Source organism: gamma proteobacterium symbiont of Axiagastus rosmarus, from assembly GCF_059730925.1.
Window position 1 is genome coordinate 3,081,405 of record NZ_AP035925.1, and the last position, 19,242, is coordinate 3,100,646.

The 19,242-nt window shown below is 60.3% G+C and carries 18 protein-coding genes; 8 read left to right on the forward strand and 10 right to left on the reverse strand.

Annotated elements, in window-relative coordinates:
- Window positions 1-28 precede the first annotated feature (28 nt).
- Window positions 29-1,246 carry an exonuclease subunit SbcD gene (sbcD, locus tag AC6I8F_RS14650; RefSeq protein WP_498028163.1) on the forward strand — a complete coding sequence of 406 codons (1,218 nt, stop codon included), beginning with the start codon at window positions 29-31 and terminating at the stop codon, window positions 1,244-1,246.
- Complete coding sequence (locus AC6I8F_RS14655) at window positions 1,243-4,920, forward strand: AAA family ATPase (RefSeq protein ID WP_498028164.1); 3,678 nt, start codon at window positions 1,243-1,245, stop codon at window positions 4,918-4,920. The genes sbcD and AC6I8F_RS14655 overlap by 4 nt, the downstream gene beginning before the upstream one ends.
- 45 nt (window positions 4,921-4,965) lie before the next feature.
- Here the strand turns inward: AC6I8F_RS14655 and AC6I8F_RS14660 are convergent, their stop codons facing one another.
- Genes AC6I8F_RS14660 through AC6I8F_RS14670 form a run of 3 tightly spaced genes read right to left on the reverse strand, consistent with a single transcriptional unit; the run spans window position 4,966 to window position 6,664 of the window.
- The gene (locus tag AC6I8F_RS14660) at window positions 4,966-5,622 is read right to left on the reverse strand and encodes a DUF799 domain-containing protein (RefSeq protein WP_021507140.1); all 657 of its coding nucleotides are present in this window, start codon (window positions 5,620-5,622) and stop codon (window positions 4,966-4,968) included.
- The gene (locus AC6I8F_RS14665; RefSeq protein WP_021507139.1) at window positions 5,619-5,975 is read right to left on the reverse strand and encodes a DUF4810 domain-containing protein; all 357 of its coding nucleotides are present in this window, start codon (window positions 5,973-5,975) and stop codon (window positions 5,619-5,621) included. Before AC6I8F_RS14665 ends, AC6I8F_RS14660 begins: the two co-directional genes overlap by 4 nt.
- 11 nt (window positions 5,976-5,986) lie before the next feature.
- Complete coding sequence (locus AC6I8F_RS14670) at window positions 5,987-6,664, reverse strand: CsgG/HfaB family protein (protein WP_021507138.1); 678 nt, start codon at window positions 6,662-6,664, stop codon at window positions 5,987-5,989.
- Between the two features lie 200 nt (window positions 6,665-6,864).
- Between AC6I8F_RS14670 and AC6I8F_RS14675 the strand changes: the two genes are divergently transcribed.
- Window positions 6,865-7,245 carry a cell envelope integrity TolA C-terminal domain-containing protein gene (locus AC6I8F_RS14675; RefSeq protein ID WP_498028165.1) on the forward strand — a complete coding sequence of 127 codons (381 nt, stop codon included), beginning with the start codon at window positions 6,865-6,867 and terminating at the stop codon, window positions 7,243-7,245.
- On the opposite strand, the gene qhpR is transcribed toward AC6I8F_RS14675, so the two are convergent.
- Complete coding sequence (qhpR, locus tag AC6I8F_RS14680) at window positions 7,127-8,266, reverse strand: AraC-like transcriptional regulator QhpR (protein ID WP_152391307.1); 1,140 nt, start codon at window positions 8,264-8,266, stop codon at window positions 7,127-7,129. The genes AC6I8F_RS14675 and qhpR overlap by 119 nt on opposite strands.
- Before the next feature lie 32 nt (window positions 8,267-8,298).
- Here qhpR and AC6I8F_RS14685 point away from each other — a divergent pair, with 32 nt between their 5' ends.
- Complete coding sequence (locus AC6I8F_RS14685; protein WP_498028166.1) at window positions 8,299-8,439, forward strand: hypothetical protein; 141 nt, start codon at window positions 8,299-8,301, stop codon at window positions 8,437-8,439.
- A 56-nt stretch (window positions 8,440-8,495) separates the two neighbouring features.
- Here the strand turns inward: AC6I8F_RS14685 and AC6I8F_RS14690 are convergent, their stop codons facing one another.
- Complete coding sequence (locus AC6I8F_RS14690) at window positions 8,496-9,500, reverse strand: phosphotransferase enzyme family protein (protein WP_498028167.1); 1,005 nt, start codon at window positions 9,498-9,500, stop codon at window positions 8,496-8,498.
- 267 nt (window positions 9,501-9,767) lie between these two features.
- Here AC6I8F_RS14690 and eat point away from each other — a divergent pair, with 267 nt between their 5' ends.
- The 3 genes from eat (at window position 9,768) to AC6I8F_RS14705 (ending at window position 13,410) form a co-directional block, all read left to right on the forward strand.
- Window positions 9,768-11,132 (forward strand): ethanolamine permease, encoded by a 1,365-nt coding sequence (eat, locus tag AC6I8F_RS14695; protein WP_058758051.1) that lies wholly within the window; start codon window positions 9,768-9,770, stop codon window positions 11,130-11,132.
- Between the two features lie 209 nt (window positions 11,133-11,341).
- Window positions 11,342-12,340, forward strand: coding sequence for an aldo/keto reductase (locus AC6I8F_RS14700; RefSeq protein ID WP_498028168.1), 999 nt, complete (start codon window positions 11,342-11,344; stop codon window positions 12,338-12,340).
- 137 nt (window positions 12,341-12,477) lie between these two features.
- On the forward strand, window positions 12,478-13,410 hold the full coding sequence (locus tag AC6I8F_RS14705) for a LysR family transcriptional regulator (RefSeq protein WP_338670464.1): 933 nt from the start codon (window positions 12,478-12,480) through the stop codon (window positions 13,408-13,410).
- A gap of 60 nt (window positions 13,411-13,470) precedes the next feature.
- Here AC6I8F_RS14705 and mak read toward each other — a convergent pair whose 3' ends face one another.
- Window positions 13,471-14,382: a fructokinase gene (mak, locus tag AC6I8F_RS14710; RefSeq protein WP_058781197.1), complete on the reverse strand. Its 912-nt coding sequence runs from the start codon at window positions 14,380-14,382 to the stop codon at window positions 13,471-13,473.
- Between the two features lie 147 nt (window positions 14,383-14,529).
- On the opposite strand from mak, the gene rdgC reads away from it, so the two are divergent.
- A complete protein-coding gene (gene rdgC / locus AC6I8F_RS14715) occupies window positions 14,530-15,441 on the forward strand; it encodes a recombination-associated protein RdgC (RefSeq protein WP_021507129.1) in 912 nt (303 codons plus the stop codon).
- 197 nt (window positions 15,442-15,638) lie between these two features.
- Here the strand turns inward: rdgC and ppnP are convergent, their stop codons facing one another.
- The 4 genes from ppnP to AC6I8F_RS14735 all read right to left on the reverse strand — a co-directional run bounded on the left by ppnP (window position 15,639) and on the right by AC6I8F_RS14735 (window position 19,215).
- A complete protein-coding gene (ppnP, locus tag AC6I8F_RS14720; RefSeq protein WP_010616577.1) occupies window positions 15,639-15,923 on the reverse strand; it encodes a pyrimidine/purine nucleoside phosphorylase in 285 nt (94 codons plus the stop codon).
- Window positions 15,924-16,027: 104 nt separating this feature from the next.
- Window positions 16,028-16,705: an AroM family protein gene (locus AC6I8F_RS14725; RefSeq protein WP_058758052.1), complete on the reverse strand. Its 678-nt coding sequence runs from the start codon at window positions 16,703-16,705 to the stop codon at window positions 16,028-16,030.
- 2 nt (window positions 16,706-16,707) lie between these two features.
- A complete protein-coding gene (locus tag AC6I8F_RS14730) occupies window positions 16,708-17,640 on the reverse strand; it encodes a DUF1177 domain-containing protein (RefSeq protein WP_498028169.1) in 933 nt (310 codons plus the stop codon).
- Window positions 17,641-17,655: 15 nt separating this feature from the next.
- Window positions 17,656-19,215: an OPT/YSL family transporter gene (locus AC6I8F_RS14735; protein ID WP_058775204.1), complete on the reverse strand. Its 1,560-nt coding sequence runs from the start codon at window positions 19,213-19,215 to the stop codon at window positions 17,656-17,658.
- Window positions 19,216-19,242 lie beyond the last annotated feature (27 nt).

Sequence of the window (19,242 nt, forward strand, 5' to 3'; positions counted from 1 at the left end):
GCTTTGCGATAGCAGGCACGGAGCATTCATGCGCATTATTCACACCGCTGACTGGCATCTCGGTCAGTTCTTTTACAGCAAAAGCCGCGCCGCCGAGCACCAGCAATTCCTCGACTGGCTGCTGGCCGCGATTGTGCAGCATCAGGTGGATGCGCTGATCGTCGCTGGCGACCTGTTTGATACCGGTTCGCCGCCCAGCTACGCGCGCGAACTGTTTAACCGTTTCGTGGTGGCGCTGCAGCCCAGCGGCTGCCAGCTGATTGTGCTGGCCGGCAACCATGATTCGGTCGCCACGCTGAATGAATCGCGCGAGCTGCTGGCCTGCCTCAATACCCGCGTCATTACCAGCGCCACGCCCGGCGGCGAGCAGCAGGTGCTGACGCTGCAACAGCGCGACGGCACGCCGGGCGCGCTGCTGTGCGCCATTCCCTATCTGCGTCCGCGCGACATCCTGCGCAGCCAGGCGGGTCAGTCCGGACGCGATAAGCAGCTGTCGCTGCTGCAGGCGATTGAGCAGCACTATCAGCACTGTTATGCCGCCGCCGTGGCGCAGCGCGAAGCCATGGGCAGTGCGCTGCCGATCATCGCTACCGGGCATCTCACTACCGTGGGCGTCAGCAAGAGCGATTCGGTGCGTGATATCTACATCGGCACGCTGGACGCCTTTCCGGCGCAGGCCTTCCCGCCAGCCGACTACATTGCGCTGGGCCACATCCATCGTGCGCAGCGCATCGCCGACAGCGATCACATCCGCTACAGCGGTTCGCCGATTGCGCTCAGTTTTGATGAGCTGGGGCGTGAGAAAAGCGTATTCCTGCTGGAATTTAGCACCCGGCTGGAGTCCATCACACCGCTGGTTATTCCGTCATTCCAGCCGATGCAGATGTTAAAAGGCGCCATGGCGGAGATCGAACAGCAGCTGACCGCGTTTCACACCTATGAAGGCGATCTGCCGGTGTGGCTGGATATTGAAATCACTACCCAGGAGTACCTGAGCGACCTGCAGCGCCGCATCGAACAGCTTACCGAGTCGCTGCCGGTTGAGGTGCTGCTGGTGCGCCGCAGCCGCGATCAGCGTCAGCGCAGCCTGGCGCGGCTGGAGAACGAAACCCTGAGCGAACTGAAAGTTGAAGAGGTATTTGCCCGCCGGCTGGCGCTGGAGGATCAGCTGGAGGATGAACAGCGCGCGCAGTTAACGCAGCTGTTTCGCAGCACGCTGGCGACGCTGGAGGATCCGGGCGCATGAAAATTCTGACGCTGCGTTTTAAAAACCTCAACGCGCTGCGCGGCGAGTGGTTTATCGATTTCCGCCGCGAGCCGTTTGCCAGCAACGGGCTGTTCGCCATCACCGGCGCCACCGGCGCGGGTAAAACCACGCTGCTGGATGCCATCTGTCTGGCGCTCTATCACCAGACGCCGCGCCTTGGTGGCCTGTCGCAGAGCGAAAATCAGCTGATGACGCGTGACACCGCTGAGTGCCTCGCCGAAGTGGAGTTTGAGATCAAAGGTGAAGCCTGGCGCGCCTTCTGGAGCCAGAACCGCGCGCGCGGCCTGGCGGAAGGTAAACTGCAGGCGCCGCGTGTCGAACTGGCGCGCGTGGCGGACAACCAGATCGTCGCCGATAAAGTCGGTGACAAGCTCAAAGCCATCGAAACCTTGTCCGGTCTCGATTTTGCCCGCTTCACCCGTTCTATGATGCTGTCGCAGGGGCAGTTTGCCGCCTTCCTCAATGCCAAACCCGGCGAGCGCGCCGAGCTGCTGGAGGAGCTGACCGGCACCGAAATCTACGGCCACATCTCGATGCAGATCTACGAGCGCTGGCGCACGGCGCGCGCGGCACTCGACACGCTGCGCGCCCGCGCCGGTGCGGTGCAGTTGCTCGACGACGCCCGCCGCGCCGAACTGGCGCAGCAGCTGGAGCAGCTGACCCGCACCGAACAGGATCTGAGCGAGCAGCTGGCGCAGGCCCAGCAGCAGCAGCAGTGGCTGACGCAGCAGCAGCAGCTCAACGCGGAGCAACAGCAGGCGCAGCAGGCGTTGCAGGCTGCCGCCACGGCCTGGCAGCAGGCGGAAGGCGATCGCCAGCGGCTGGCGCGTGCTGAACCGGCGGAGAAGCTGCGCGACAAACTGCAGCAGCGCGAACAGCTGCAGCGCGACCAGCAGACACTGAACCAGCAGGCGCAGCAGTTACAGCAGCAACAGCAACAGGCGCAAGCGGCGCTGCAGCAGGGTGAAAGCCACTATCAGGCCGCACAGCAGGCACGTGAACGCGCGCTGGCCGAACAGCAACAGCTGGAGACGCTGCTGAGCGAACAGGTGATCCCGCTCGATCAGCAGATCGCCAGCCGTGCACAGCAGCTTGAGCAGCAGCAGGCGCTGCTGAGCGAACAGCAAAAAACCCTGTTACTCAGCCAGCAGGCGCTGGATCAGCATCAGCAGGCAAGTGAACGCTTACAACAGCAGCTGGCGCAGCAGCAGGCGTTTCGCCTGAGTGAAGCCGCTGTTGCCCGCTGGGGCGGCGAACTGGCGCGCTGGCAGGCCGAACTCGCCCGGCTTGAAGAGCGTGAGCAAACGCTGACGCAGCTCAGCGCGCAGCAGCAACAACTGCAAAGCCAGCTGGAACAGCAGCAGCAGGCGCTGCAGGCGCGCGAACAGGCGGCACAGCCGCTGCAACAGGCTGAAGCCGCGGCACAGCAGCAGCGCCAGCAGGCGGAGCAGGTGCTTACTTCGCTGGAAGCGGAGATCGCCAGCCCGGCGCTGCGGACGGCGCTGGCGCAGCATCAGCAGCAACGCGGCGTACGTCAGCAGCTCAGCCTGCTGGCGGCACAGTGGCAAACGCTCCAGCCGCAGCGCCAGCAGCGTCAGCTTAAACTGCAGCAGTTACAGCAGCATGCTGAGCAGGAAGCGCTGGCGTTGCAGCAGTTGCGCGAGGAGTACAAGCGCGAGCATCAGACGCTGCTGGATGTGCGTCGCCTGTGCGAGCTGGAGCGCACGATTATTCAGCTGGCCGACGAGCGGGCCAGGCTGCAGCCGGAACAGCCCTGCCCGCTGTGCGGCTCCTGCCAGCATCCGGCCATCGACCGCTACCAGCAGTTGCAGCCGGACGAAAATCAGCAGCGGCAGGCGGCGCTGGAAACGCACGTGGCGCAGCTCAGGGAAGCCGGCACCGCGCGGGGCGAGCAGCTCAAACTGTCGCAGCAGCAACAGCAGGCGCTGCAACAGGAAATCGCCGATCTCGACCAGCAGATCGCCGCCACCCGCGAGCGCTGGCAGGCGCTGTGCGGTGAGCTGGCGCTTACCTTCAGCGCTGAACAGCACGCAGAATTCAGCGCCTGGCTGCAGCAGCAGGACGCGCTCGAAGCCCGCCAGCAGCAGCAGTTGCAGGCGCGTGAACAGGCGGCCGTCACGTTGCAGCAGGCCAAAGACGCGCATCTGCACCAGCAGCAGCGCTGGCAGCAACACCAGCAGCAGCAACAGCTGGCACAGCAGCAGCTTGCCAGCGCCCGGCAGCAGCGGGATGAGCTCGATCAGCGCGTCAGCGTTGAACGTCAGGCATGGCAGCAGCAATTGCAGCAGCTGGAACAGCAGTTGGCTGCCCATCAGCTAAGCCTGCCTGCAGCGCCCGAGCGCGCCGGCTGGCTGCAAACGCTGCAGCAGCGCTGGCAGCAGTGGCAGGAAAGTGAGCGGTTACTTGCTGAGCTACAGCCGCAGCTGGCGAAAAGCGAAACGGAAGGCAGCAGCCTGCAGCAAACTCTGGCGCGTGAACAGCAGCAGGTCGCCAGCCTGGAGCAAGCCCTTAACCACCTGCAACAGCAGCAGCAGGCCCAGCAGCAGCAGCGCCAGCAGCTGTTTGGCGACCGGCGCGTGGCGGACGCGCGTCAGCAGCAGCACGCCGCGCTGCAACAGCATGACCAGGAGCTGGCGCAACAGCTGCAGCGCTGGCAGCAGGCGCAAAGCGAGCTGCACGGCCTGAAAGGTCAGTATGAACAGATTGTCAGCCAGCAGCAGACGCTGGCGCAGCGCACAGCGGACGCCGAAAGCGCCTTCCGGCAGGCATTGCTGCTCAGTGATTTCGCTGACGAAAGCGCCCTGCGCGCCGCGCTGCTGGCGGAAGATGAGGTGCAGACGCTGCGCCAGCGGCTGCAAACGCTGGAGCAGCAGCATCAGCAGCACGCCGCGCTGCATGCCAGACTGGCGCAGCGGCTGAGCGATCACCAGCAGCAGCGCCCGGCCGCGCTCAGCGATGCCGATGCTGGTACCATCGCCGCCCGGCTGGAGCAGCTGCGCGTGGCGCTGCGTGACAATGCACGCCAGCAGGGCGAAGCGCAGCAGCAGTTGCACAGCGATGCGCAGCAGCGTCAGCAGCAGCAAACGCTGCTGGCGCAGATCGCCGCTGACGAAGCGGAACTGGCACAGCTGAGCCGCCTCAACGATCTGATCGGGTCGGCCAAAGGCGACAAGTTCCGCCGCTTTGCTCAGGGCTTAACCCTCGATCATCTGGTGTGGCTGGCAAACCGCCAGCTCGATCGCCTGCACGGCCGCTATTTATTGCAGCGCCGCGTCAGCGATGAGCTGGAGCTGGAAGTGGTGGATACCTGGCAGGCCGATGCCACGCGCGACACGCGTACGCTGTCCGGCGGCGAGAGCTTCCTCGTCAGCCTCGCGCTGGCGCTGGCGCTGTCCGATTTGGTCAGCCATAAAACGCGCATTGAATCACTGTTTCTCGACGAAGGCTTCGGCACGCTGGATGCCGAAACGCTGGACACCGCGCTGGATGCGCTCGATGCGCTCAACGCCAGCGGGAAAACCATCGGCGTGATCAGTCATGTGGAAGCGATGAAAGAGCGTATCCCGGTGCAGATCCGGGTGCGTAAAATGAACGGGCTCGGCTACAGTAAACTGGAGCTGCCGGGCGAGTGATGCGTGAAGTGGCGCGGCGATCAGCTGATCGCCGCGCCAGCGAGATTAACGCGTAACCGGCGCTTTGTAGCGCGGACCGGCCAGCAGACCACCCTGCTCGTTCTGCGCTAACAGACGCGCGCTGGTGACACCAGCAATGGTGTGCGCTTTGTCGCCCGCGTTGCTGGCAATCTGTTTGATCGCCGCCGACACCAGCATGCCAATGATGCCGCCGTTGCTGTTGTTGCTGTTCTCAGAATCATTGGCGGTGGCCATGCCCTGCCACAGCTCTTTACCGCTGCGCAGATCGACCAGACGGGCAGTGGCCGAGACCGTGGTCACCGAATCAACCACCAGATAGCTGCTGCCATAATCGGTAATCGAAATGTACAGTGCGCTGTCTGCGTTGAAGATGTCATGCAAACGCTTCGTGCTCACCGCCTGAATTTCATGCCCGTTGCTCAGGCCGTTCTGCTGGAAGGTCTCTTCCACCACCGCCACCGGGAACACGTAGTAACCCGCTTCCGCCAGCGGCTGGGTCACCAGCGAGGTGAAGCTATGCGACGCGTTGATATCCGGCGCACGGTTATCGGCAGGCAGCACCAGAATAGACGCAGGCTTACTGGCACGGAAGGCGCTGTAATCATACGGTTTCTTATTCTGGGCACAGCCGGTCAGCAGCAGCGCCGCGAATACGCCGCACACGGCAATCAGTTTTTTCATTGGTTCACTCCTTTTTTCTTCATCAGAAAGTCCATGTACGGGGCCGATTCCGGAAACAGCTGCTTCTCAAGGGCGAACTGGCTGAAAGCTTTATCCGTATTGCCGTTTTTGGCGTACAGCAGGCCCAGCTGGGCGTGCAGACCCGGTGCTACCGGCTTGTTCACCGCTTTGGCCTTTTCGATATCCAGATTCAGCGCATCAATCTGCTTCTGCGGATCGCTGTCTTTCTGGTAATAGCTGTATACCTGCTGCTGGTAATCACCCCAGTAGTAGATCGGCTCCGGTCCTTTTGGCGCACAGCCGGCCAGCACGCCTGCCGCGATCAGCGCGGCGCTCAGTTGCAGTAATTTCATCGTCAATATCCTTATTTCACCGGGCGCCATGCGCCGTTATTGATGCCATCCACCAGGTGGTCGACCGCTTCACGGATCGCCAGATCCATCACTTTGCCGTTCAGGGTAGAGTCATAGCTGGCGGTACCGCCAAAGCCGATCACCTCACGCGCTGACAGCTGGTATTCACCCGCGCCCTGCACGCTGTACACCACTTCTGAAGTGGTCACATCCACCACATTCAGGTTCACTTTGGCGTAAGCGATCTGGCTTTTACCGCGTCCGAGGATGCCCCACAGCTGCTGGTCGCCCACTTCTTTGCGCCCGAACTCGGTGATGTCACCGGTGATGATGTAGTTAGCGCCCTTGATGTTCTGCTGGCTGTGTTTGAAGTCGGCTTCCTGCTGCAACTCTTTCAGGTTGCTGCGATCCAGCACGTTGAAGCGATTGGTCTGCTGCAGATGCGTAATCAGAATGGTTTTGGATTGGTTGCCCAGACGATCAACGCCGTCGGAGAAAATCCCATTCATGTATGACGAACGGTTATCAAACTGTCCCACCGCGATTGGGCTGCGCACGCCCTGATAAGCCGGCTGGCTTGCGGCGCGAACCTGAGGTGCGTCGATGGCGCGCGACGACTCGGTGGCACAGCCACTCAGTAGCGCGGCGCTTAACAAGGAGAGTGCCGCAAAGGCATATTTCTTCTGCATTTCTGGTCCATGAATAAAGGAAGGGATAACACCGCCACCAGGCGGCAAATTCTGGTTATGCCGACAGTCAGAGTAATGCCATAGCATTCCCTGCTGCGGTCTGTAGACTGTCGGCAGCAGCGCCAGGAATCTTTAGCGAAAATGCAGGCTTATTAATGAATTTAATTAATCGATTAGCGAGACTATCAGGTAGGTTAGTAATGATGGTGGCGCTCGGCGCCTGCCAGCAGGTGTCCGCGCCGGCCCCCAGCCTGGCCAATCAGTGCCAGCCGCAGGACAATGCTGACAGCGCCGCCTGCCACTGGAGTGAAGCACTGCAGCAGCAGCTCAATAAGCAGTTTCACGATGCGGCGCGCTATGCCGGACAGCAGTGCTGGGTGCGCCTGGAGTGGCAGAACAGTGGGCGCTACGCGGTGACGCAAACCCAGGGCGACGAAGCGCTGTGTTTGCGTGCGTGGCAACTTATCGGTCAGTCGCGCGGCTTACCGCCTCCGCCGCAGCGCGACCAGCCAGCGTGGTTTGGCTTTGCGCCGCACCGGCCTGACTTACCAGCCCATCCTGGCGCCACTGGCGCGGGCTGATGCCGAACCAGCGGCGGAAGGCGCGGGAAAACGCGCTGACCTCGGAATAGCCAAGCAGCAGCGCCATCTCCGAAATGGGCAGCTGTCTTTGCTGCAGATAGTGCGTGGCCATTTCGCAGCGCACCTTATCCACCAGCGCGCTAAAGCTGATGCCCTCTTCGCGCAGGCGTCGCTGCAACGACCAGCTCGACAACCCCATTTTGCCGGCGATCTCCTCCAGTACCGGTTCGCCCTGAATGAGCGTCAGGCTGACCTGTGAACGCGCCTGTTCGACCACGCTCTGCACGCTGGCGCTGCTGTTGAGGCGGCGAATGGCATCCTGCATCACCATCAGCAGCATCGCATCCTGCTCCGGCATGGCGCGCTGCAGGTCGCGTTTCGCGATCAGCAGTGAGTTAAACGGCTGATCGAACCAGACCGGCGCATCAAACACTTTGCAGTGCTCGTGCCACTGCTCCGGACGCGGATGTTCAAAGTGCACCTCGCGCGGTGCCCAGTTTTTGCCCGCCACGTGGCGAATCAGGTTGAGGAACATGCCGAGCGTCAGCTCCGCATCCTGACGGCGTGCCAGGATCGCCCCGTGGCGCACCTGATAATCGAGCCGCCAGCAGTCGCCCTTGTCCACCAGCCGCGTCAGCGTATCGTGCTGGTGCCAGGGAAACGCGTTCACCACATTGTGCAGCGCCTGCTCCAGCGTCGGCGAGCACAGTCCGATGTAGCCAATTAACCCTAATGACTGCGGTTTGAACTGCCTGCCGTAATGCAAACCGAAGTTATCAAAGCCGGAGTGGCGCGCCGCTTCTTCCATCACGCGGCAATAGTTCACCAGCCCGAGGCTCAGTGTCGGGCTGGCCAGCAGTTCAGAATCGATACCGCTGATGCCAAAGATGCGATCGACATCGCCGCCTTTATCCGTAATGAAGGCGCTCAGACCGGTCGCCGCCGCGGCCAGAACGCCACGGTTGCTGGCGGGTGTGGCAAACGCGCTGAAGGCATCAGCAGCAGAGATGAGTGATTGCATGGGAACCTCTCAGGGATCGCGCGGATAACAGAATGAAGGGATCCAGCAATTTTCATACCAGCGTCACCCGGCGGCGCGCGGTGCAAGGCAATGCACCGCCTGGCCGCCACTGGCGCGCTCCCGGTGGCGATCCGCGTGCCTGGCAGCGCGCCTGTGACGACTGGCGCGCTTGATGCGCAGGCACCAGATTACGCCATCAGCGCACGCCGCTGCCCTCTGCTGGTGCAGGTCACGCGCCTACCGGCAGCTGACTGCTCTCAATATAGCGACGGCACAGCCGCACCGAATGGCTGGCCCAGTGCGGCCCGAGGCTGAGCGCCATCTCGGTATCGGCGTGCGTGCCCATCCACGCCGTCATCTGGATACGACGCTGGATCAGCAGCGTCGGCACCAGCGCCATCTCAGCATCGCTGATGTGCGCCACGCGTTCATAGCCGAGGATCCAGTTATCCACCCACTCCGCCGCACGCGGATGGTGCTCGACGAAACTGATCGCGGCCGCCAGATCGTGCAGATACCAGCCCATGCCGCAGTCGTCAAAGTCGATCACCCGGGTCTCGCCTTTGTGCAGCAGCAGATTGGTCAGACGCAGATCGGCGTGGATCAGGCCGTAGCGATCGCGCTCTTTACCAAATTCCGCCAGCGCCTGCCCGGCGCGCTCCACCGCCGCTGCGATAATGCCGTGATCGGCCGGATCGAGATGCGGCGCATCCTGCCAGCGCCCCCAGTGGCTGTGCTCGCTGACCATGGTGTGATGATCCCAGATAATGCGCTGAAAACCTTCGGGTTTCTGCCAGCTGCGGCTGTGCTGATGCAGGCGCGCGGTGATGGTACCGAGCTGCTGAAAGGCTTTGGGATCGACGTCGGTGGTCGGCATCTCGCCGTCAATCCAGTGGAACAGCACCGCATGACGCGTGCTGCCGTCCGCCAGCGTCAGCGTCAGCACGCTTTCACCGTCGCGCGCCGGAATCGCCTGCGGCACCATGATGCCGGTCTCGCGCAGCGCATCAAGCCACATCAGTTCACTGAGAATATCCGCTTTGCTGTGGTAATCCGGCCGGTGCAGGCGCAGCGCGTAGCGTTTGCCGCCGGCACGCAGCAAAAAGGTGGCGTTCTCCGAACGGCACAGTAATTGCAGCTCACCGTGCAGCGCGGCGGGATAGCAGGCCAGCGCACGTTGCGCCAGCAGGGTGATCTCGGCATCGGTCAGGGATTCGGCTTGTTTGGCGCTCATTCATCACTCTCCAGCATCAGTCTCTATAAACCAGTGTTATCAGCATGGGATGAGGTCGTCCTGACTGCCTGACCGCAGAACAGCAAAAGTTGACCGCAGCGTACAGCCCGCGCTTTTTCTGGCAGCGAGTTGACCGCAGAGGACAAAACTCACTGCGCCGGCGTCAAGTTTTCCCGTCCCGGGCAGCGGCATTATCCCTTCACTGTAGCGCAAACCCACAATAGCGCGGTGCCAACGCCGCACAACAAGCATGACGGGGAGATGAAGATGACAGGCAAACTAAAACCCACGCTGGGCACCCTGCATTTATGGGGTATTGCGGTTGGACTGGTGATTTCCGGTGAGTATTTCGGCTGGAGCTATGGCTGGGGCGTGGCCGGGACGCTGGGATTCCTGATCACCACCGCGCTGATCGCCACGCTTTATACCTGCTTTATTTTTAGCTTTACCGAACTGACCACGGCGATTCCGCACGCTGGCGGGCCGTTCGCTTACAGCCGTCGGGCATTTGGCGAAACCGGTGGTCTGATTGCCGGTCTGGCGACGCTGATTGAGTTTGTGTTCGCCCCGCCGGCCATCGCCATGGCGATTGGCGCCTACCTCAACGTGCAGTATCCCGATCTCAACCCCAAAACGGCGGCAGTCGGGGCTTATTTATTGTTTATGGCACTGAATATTCTCGGCGTGAAGCTGGCCGCGATGTTCGAACTGGTGGTGACGGTGCTGGCAGTGCTGGAGCTGCTGGTGTTCATGGGCGTGGTATCGCCGGGTTTCAGCGTCGCTAACTTCGCCGCCAACGGCTGGGCTGGCAGCGATCATTTTGGCATGCCAGCGCTGTCCGGCATCTTTGCCGCCATCCCGTTCGCTATCTGGTTTTTCCTCGCCATTGAAGGCGCGGCCATGGCGGCCGAAGAAGCCAAAGATCCGAAGCGCACCATCCCGAAAGCCTATATCAGCGGCATTCTTACCCTGGTGGTGCTGGCGATTGGCGTGATGCTGCTGGCCGGCGGCGCGGGCGACTGGCGCAAGCTATCGGACATTAACGATCCGCTGCCGCAGGCGATGAAGATGATCGTCGGGGAGCACTCTAACTGGATGCATATGCTGGTGTGGATCGGCCTGTTTGGCCTGGTCGCCAGCTTCCACGGCATCATCCTTGGCTACTCACGTCAGTTCTTTGCCCTGGCGCGCGCGGGCTATCTGCCGCCCAGCCTGGCGAAGCTGTCGCGCTTCCAGACGCCGCACCGCGCCATCATCGCCGGCGGTGTCATCGGTATCGCCGCCATTTACAGCGACGGACTGATCAATTTGCAGGGCATGACGCTGACGGCGGCGATGATCACCATGGCAGTGTTCGGCGCGATCGTGATGTACCTGATGAGTATGCTGAGCCTGTTTAAGCTGCGCCGCAGCGCACCGGATCTGGAGCGCAGCTTCCGTGCGCCGGGCTATCCGCTGGTACCGGGCATCGCACTGGTGCTGTCGCTGGTGTGTCTGGTGGCGATGCTGTGGTTCAACCCGGTAATCGGCGGATTGTTTGTGGCGATCATGGTGCTCGGCTACCTTTACTTCCTCGCCACCAAAGCCCAGCGCGAGCGCGCACCGCAGGATTCCATGCTGGTCGGCGAGTAAGAAACGCATTGCCCCTGTCCTTCAGGCAACGGAGGCGGGTACACCGAGCCCTTTGTGTACCCGTCTCTTTCTGCCCCACGCGATAAATCCATCCCACCACAGCACCGCTCCGGTCTTGCTGCTGTGATACCTTTTTTGCATGACGAAAATGACAATTCATTACGCGTAATCGGGGTGCAACAATCAAAAAAACCACAAAAGGAGCCACTATGCACACCCGACATTTATCGCAAACCCTGGCTGTCAGTTCGATCGGCTATGGTGCCATGGGACTGAGCGAATTTTATGGCCAGACAGACGACACCGCTTCACTGCAGCTGTTACACGCGCTTATCGACCTGAATATTACGTTTATCGACACCGCGGATATGTACGGGCGGGGCCATAATGAGCGGCTGATTGGCCACTTTCTTGCCGGTCTGGATAACACCACGCGTGAGCAGTTTAACATTGCCACCAAGTGCGGAATCGATCGCCCTGCGGACCAGGCTTATGCCCGGACGATTAACAACCAACCTGACTACATCACCCGCTGCTGTAATGAATCGCTTAAAAGGCTTGGCGTTGAGCGCATCGATCTGTTCTATCTTCACCGCGTGAGCCAGGTTACGCCGATTGAAGAGAGCATGGAATGCCTGAGCCGCCTCGTTAAAGCGGGTAAGATCAACCACATTGGCCTGTGTGAAGTTTCTGCTTCAACTCTGCGCCGGGCCCATGCCATTCACCCGCTCACTGCCCTGCAAACCGAATATTCACTGTGGACGCGCGATATCGAAGCTGAGATTCTGCCTGTGGTGAAAGAGCTGGGTATAGGTTTAGTTCCCTACTCTCCGCTGGGCAGAGGGTTTCTGACCGGAAAGTATCGTCATAACAGCGACTTCGCTGAGGGTGATTTCCGCAAAAATAATGCGCGCTTTAGTCAATCCAGCCTCGACCATAACGCCCAGCTTCTTGACGCGGTGCACCCGCTCGCTGAAAAGTACAGCTGCACGCCAGGGCAGATTGCGCTGGCCTGGCTGCTGGCGCAGTACGACAAGCTGATCCCCATTCCGGGGACGAAACAGACCCGTTATCTGGCGGAAAATGCGCAGGCCGCCGATATCGTGCTGGAGCAGGCAGATATCGCCTTACTGAACGCTATTCATCAGCACATTGAGATCAGGGGCGAGCGCTATTCTCAGGAAGGGATGAAAAGCATTAATGCCTGAAGCCATAACCGGGTAACGCCCGGTTATTTTTTCTGACGTCGCGCCGCCAGCCTGCTGCGCGACCAGACCGATTAACCCCATATCCTGCTGATCTTTCGCGGGGTAGAATAACGTCTTTGATTACCCGGATGGACTCTATGGCGACGGCAGAGCACCTTATCAGCAACCATCTCCCCAGCGTGAAACAGCTTCAATGCTTTCTTGCGGTTGCGCACGAGCTGAACTTTCGCCGGGCCGCCGAACGGCTCAGAATGACTCAGCCTCCGCTAACCCGACAGATTAAGCGCCTTGAAGCCGTGCTGGAGCAGCCGTTGTTTAGCCGCAGCACCCATGACGTCAGTCTGACGGACGCTGGCCGGGCGCTGGTAATCAAAGCGGAGAAGATCCTTCAGGCGCTGAATGAACTCAAGCCAGGCTCGCTTTCTTCAGAAAAGCGCCTGCGTATCGGCCTCACCCGCACGCTGAATTTTGCACTGATTGCGCCCATTCACCAGCAACTGCTGAAACTGGACGCCGCCGACGATGTGGAAACGCCCGATCTTACGTCTGCGCAGTTGCTGCAGTGTCTGGCAAAAAACCGCTTGGACCTGGTACTGACGGGCGAAAGGGCAACCGGCCACGAAGATACCGTTCAGTACCAGTGGATCGGTCGTGAGCCTTTGCTGGTAGCAATGCCGGCCAGACATCCGGCCAGCCTGAAAGAAAAAGTCTCGCTGGAAGCGATCGGTGATTTACCGCTGTTCTGGTTTGCCAGAAGCGCCAATCCGTCGTTCTACGATAAATGTGAACGCTTGTTTTCACAGCTCCACACCCCGCTTAAAAGAGTTAAAGAGCCGGATGATTCACTGGTTATGCTGACACACATTGCCAGAGGAAAAGGCTTTGCCCTGATGCCGCAGTCGAAATGTACCTTTCATCAGGAAGGGTTGTGTTATCGCGCACTGGCTGACGATGAAGCGCAAAATCTGCATATCGATATTTATGCCGCCATCCGACTGAATGAAAACCGGCCAGCCGTGCTGCATGCGCACGATATCGTGTGTCACGCCGGTCAGTTAAGCCAAAACTGACCCGCTTCGGCCCCCTCTTCCGCTGGAAGAGGGGTTAAGCACGCATAAAGCGTCGTTACGCTACCCTTTCACCGGCCACAGCCAGGCGGCACCACGCACGCCGCTGGAGTCACCGTGCACCGCTTTCAGCACCGGCGTTTCGCACTCGCGGCCAAACACCCACTGTTTCATCAGCGTCGGCACCGTCTGGTACAGCCGATCGTTGTTGCTCATGCCGCCGCCGAGCACGATCACATCCGGATCGAGCAGGTTAACCACCTGCGCCAGCGATTTGGCCAGCCGCGTTTCATAACGGCTCATCGCCAGCTCGGCCACCGGATCCTGCTGTTCGATCAGCCGGATGATCTCCGCGCCCTTCAGCGCCTGTCCGCTGAGACGCTGATAATCAATGGCGAAGCCGGTGCCGGAGACAAACGTCTCAATACAGCCCTGCAGCCCGCAGTAGCACGGCACTTCCGCGCGATAGCGCAGTTCGTCTTCATCCATCCACGGCAGCGGATTGTGCCCCCACTCACCTGCGTTACCGTTACCGCCAATGCGTGATTCGCCGTTGATGGCCACGCCTGCGCCCGAACCGGTGCCAATGATCACCGCAAACACCAGCGGCTGGCCTGCGCCTGCGCCATCCACCGCTTCGGAAACTGCCAGGCAATTCGCGTCGTTGGCGATGCGCACGTCACGATTCAGCGCACGCGCCAAATCTTTGTCCAGCGGCTGGCCGTTGAGCCACGTCGAGTTAGCATTTTTTACCCGCTGGGTATAAGGAGAAATCGTGCCGGGAATGCCGATGCCGACGGTTCCCTGCTGCCCGGTCTGCGCTTCCGCCAGCAGGACTAAATCGACAATCGCCTGCACCGTGGCGGTGTAGTCGTCACGCGGGGTATTCACGCGGTGGCGAAACAGCTCCTCGCCCTGGTCAGACAGCGCAATCACTTCAATCTTGGTGCCGCCTAAATCAATACCAATACGCACGATTTATTCCTCATTATTCGTTCAGGTGACAGATACAGTAGAAGGCTGAATCGGGAAAGGCAATGAAACCACTCCGATGTTTCGCTATCATGCGCGCTGACTGTTTTAGACTTGTGCGCCCGATCGCACCCACGGTAAGGAATCCTGATGTTGTGGTTTAAAAATATGATGGTTTATCGTCTGAATCGGGACATCCCGCTGTCCGCAGACGATCTGGAAAAACAGCTCGACGCCTTCACCTTCACGCCGTGCGGCAGCCAGGACATGGCCAAAACCGGCTGGGTCTCGCCGATGGGCAACCGCAGCGAAGCGCTGACGCATGTGATTAACGGTCAGATAGTGATCTGCGCCCGCACCGAGCAGAAAATTCTGCCGTCGCCGGTGGTGAAGCAGGCGCTGGAAGCCAAAATTGAGAAGCTGGAAGCGGAACAAAGCCGCAAGCTGAAAAAGACCGAAAAGGATTCGCTGAAAGATGAAGTGCTGCACAGCCTGCTGCCGCGCGCCTTCAGCCGTTTCAGTCAGACCTTTATGTGGATCGACACCGTCAATAATCTGATCATCGTCGACTGCGCCAGCGCGAAGAAAGCGGAAGATACGCTGGCGTTACTGCGTAAGAGCCTCGGCTCGCTACCGGTGGTGCCACTGACGCTGGAAAATCCGATCGAGCTGACGCTGACCGAATGGGTGCGCTCCGGTGAATTGCCGGCGGGTTTCACCCTGATGGACGAGGCTGAGCTGAAGGCGATACTGGAAGATGGCGGCGTGATCCGCTGTAAAAAGCAGGATCTGGTTTCCGACGAGATCGCCACCCACATCGAAGCCGGTAAAGTGGTCACCAAACTGGCGCTCGACTGGCAGGAGCGTATTCAGCTGGTGATCGCCGATGATGCGTCGGTGAAGCGTCTGAAGTTCAGCGACACGCTGCGCGAGCAGAATGACGATATCGATCGCGATGATTTCGCCCAGCGTTTTGATGCCGATTTCATTCTGATGACCAGCGAGCTGGCGGCATTGATCAGCAATCTGGTGGAAGCGTTAGGCGGCGAAGCGCAGCGTTAAGCGGACATCGCAAGCTGGAAGGATAGTACGGGTGTGTTTAACGGTCGCCATGAATGGCGCCCCTGCAAATATTCTGATTCATACCTGTAGGGTCAGCATTTATGCTGACCGCAGGCCACACACCTCATGCTGGCGCATAAAAAAACCGGTAACGCCGCACAGGCATTACCGGTTGATAATGGATGCTGCTTTAACGCTTAAAGATAGCGGCACAGGTAAGACGTTGGCTCTGCCACCTGCAGATGGAATTCGCTGTGGCCCGGCACGTTAAATACCGATCCGGCTTCGTACCATTTCCACTCGGCTTCGCCCGGGAGCAGCACTTTCAGCGCGCCGCTCACTACCGTCATCTCTTCCGGCTGGCCGGTACCAAAGGTGTATTCGCCTTCCGCCATCACGCCAACGCTGGCCCGGCCAATGGTCACGCTGTCGAAACCAATGGATTTCACTTTTCCGTCGAAATACTCACTTACGTTGAGCATGTTACTTCCTCACAGCACATTAGGGTTACCGGCAGATTACAAGGGAACTCGCTGATCTGTCACGCGAATTAGCGCCGCCCGTCGCAAGTTGTGATCGGCCTCGATCAGACGATCAGTTCAGCCGCCAGTTTCGCCACCAGCACATTCGACAGCAGCACCGGAATGCCCAGCATGTTCTGCAGGAAATCGCGGTGTTTCTGGTGATAACCGATACAGTCGAGCACCACCACATCAGCGCCCTGCTCCTGCAGGGTCAGTCCGGCTTCCATCAGTTCGCTCTGCTGCGCCAGGTACGGGCTGGCGACGGCAAAACAGGGCGAGCTTTGCAGGTTACGCCATTTGCTGGCCTGCTCAGCGATCTGCTCCTCAACCGGCACCACGATGCCGATTTTGTGCGCCTGTACGATGGCGCTGACCAGCGGCGGAATGATGCGATCCGGCTCCAGCAGCAGCGCCGACGTGGTTTTTAGCGTGCCGAACTCACCGGTACACAGCAGCAGAATGGTGTCGTAACCCTGCTGCTCCAGCGCGGTAATTTTACGCTGCAGTCCCTGTTCGACGGTGGCCGCCGCCAGCCGTACCTGTTCGCCGCTGCTCATGCGCGAAACCAGCACTTTATCGCCCGGCGCGGGAGCGTATAACTGCTCCACTTCGGCCAGCGTCAGGCCATCCAGCAGACCGGCATGCGCGACGGCGTCGGCGGGCAAATGCTCCTGCAGCAGCGGCAAAATATCGCTACGCGGTGACTGGCCAATGGTTAAGGTTACAAGCGACGGTTTCATCATCAGGCTTTCCGGCTGCGCAGGTGGCTGAGGCTACCATACAAAGATAGCAGCAGCGCGTACTCCTGCGGGTCATAAAACTGGCAGGTCTCACGGCCAAACTCTTTGGCCACTTCCACCGCAAAGCGCACGGTCGCCGCGATGTCCACTTCATGGCTGGCGCCGGTGCCGCAGCCAGGCACCACGGATTGCGCACAAATCGCGACGCCCACCACTGGCACATCGGTGGCGGTGGACGGTTGCAGGATGCTGTTGAGGTGATACACGCCGTTGCCGTAAGGGGTGATGTCCTGTGTAGTGATCGGGAACGTCACCGCAGGCTGACCGCTGGTCATCTCCATGATGCGCAGCAAATCTTCCGACACGCGCAGGATGTAGCCCTCTTTCACCGTGGGAGACAGCGCATAGCCCTTATGGTTGAGGATGCGGTTTCCTTTAGTGGTATCGATAGAGAGAATCGCGTCGACGCCCGCAACCACTTCGTTGTCATTCATGATGATGTCGTCGCAGGGCGAATCCATGAAGTCCACCGGCTCGTGCGGCCGGGTCGGCGCATCCGGACAAATATGGGTGGTCACGATCACGTCGCCGGCCAGCACGTCGCCTTTGGTCTGCATCTGTGCCAGCTTCAGCGCGCTGCTCACTGCAGCGACCGCACCGTCGGCGTCGGACACCATGCCGATGCGCGTCGGGCGCGCACCGATGCCGCCGAGACGGCCAATGATCCCCAGCGTCGGCGCACTGCCGCCCCGGCTTTTGCCCTGGGCGCCAGGAATGTCGATGCGCACAAAATCGGTGCGCCCTTTTGGCCCACTGACGCGCTTAAAGCTGGCTTGCACGCCAGGATAGGCGGCAAACAGATCGACCACCTGCTGGCCATCTACGCAGGCGCTGTCGAGTAACTCAAAAACCTGTAGTGTCTGCTGTAAACTCATCGCTAAATCCCTGGATTATTTCTTACTGCTACTGGCAAAAAGTGAGTGGAAGAAGCTGTACAGCGCGTCGCCCGCAATGAATCCAGCGGCCATAACCTCCATCGGTGAACGTCCACGCTCGCCCCACACGCGCAGGATCAGGACACGCAACGCAATCCCGACCAGCACCGCCCAGCCTGCGGCGGCGTTGTTGATTAACAGACCGGTGGCTAACAGCACGCCGAGCTGGCGCTTAGGCCCGCCGATCAGCTGAATAATCGCTCCCGGAATCGCCCACATCAGCAGGCTGCCGGCAATGCCCGGCTCCGCGCCGGCCTGAATGGTTTTGGCGTAAACGCGCGCCACCGGCGGCAGCAGGTTGTCGACAAAGAATAGATTATGCGCATACCACACCACCGGGATTGCGATGACGAAAGCGATCATCGCGGCGATCAGCTGGATGCGGCGGCCCCACAGCTCCTGCTGCACATCGGCCCCGTTACCGCGCAGAATAAAGCCGGCCTTCAGGTCATAGCCCATATCGGCGAAGGCCGGACCGGTGGCCGCGGTGAAGCCGCACAGCAGGCACAGCGCCAGCGGCGGAAAGCCGAGCAGAATGCCGAGGATCAGGGTGATCAGCGCTACCGCGAAGGCCGGGAACCAGCCCGAGTGCATGGCGGCGATGCCGACAATCAGCTCATGCACGAAGGCCGCAAAGGCCGCGTAGATAATGAACAGCAGCAGCATCGGCAGGCCCATTTCGCTCCACAGGCCGCCGCCCAGCGCCAGCAGTGCCGAGATTACGATATAGCCGACAGTCCCCAGGCCGAGCGCGCGTTTAACTTCGGTGTCGCTGCGGCTAACGTTGAGGTTGTCGTGACGGCGACTGCGAATCACCTGCACCACCTGAATCAGCGCCACCAGACCGGCTCCGACCATGACGCCGTGCGGAATGTACAGCGCGTTAATATCGATACCGGCAACCGGTTGCGCATAGGCACGCAGCAGGAAGCCGATGCCGAGCATGGTCAGCGCCCAGATATTGCCAATGAATGCCGTACCAAAGGCGGACATCGGGATTTTCAGCATTGAGCCCGCGACGCCACCCACGATTCCAGCCACCAGCAGCCACGCCTGGCGACCGCCCTTATCACCGGCTTTAATCGCTTCTGCCGCTGCCACGCCCGGTGGCCATGCATTGCTGGCCGGGAACACGCGCGTATCAAACAGACGATACAACAGCCACGCATCCAGCAGCATGGCCGCGCTGACGCCGACAAACAGCGGCAGCACCAGCTGCGGCTCACCCAGCGCCCACGGCACGGCAATCGGCATCAGCAGGCTGTTGGCAGCGCCGAAGGTGGCGGAAGAGATGGCGGTCTGTGCAAGGTTTTGCACTTCAACCGAACGGTAGCGGCGAAACCACTGCAGTGGAATGCGCGCCAGCAGCATGGCAAATAGCGCGCCGATAATAGAAGTATTGGGCGTTACCCCAATAGTTGTGATCAGCTGTACCCCAATGATGGCTCCTGCAACCGACAGCAGAACCAGCATCAGGCCCACGCCAATATTTTTTATTGGATTATCCAGACGCATATTATCCCCGTATTTTCACCCTGTAGA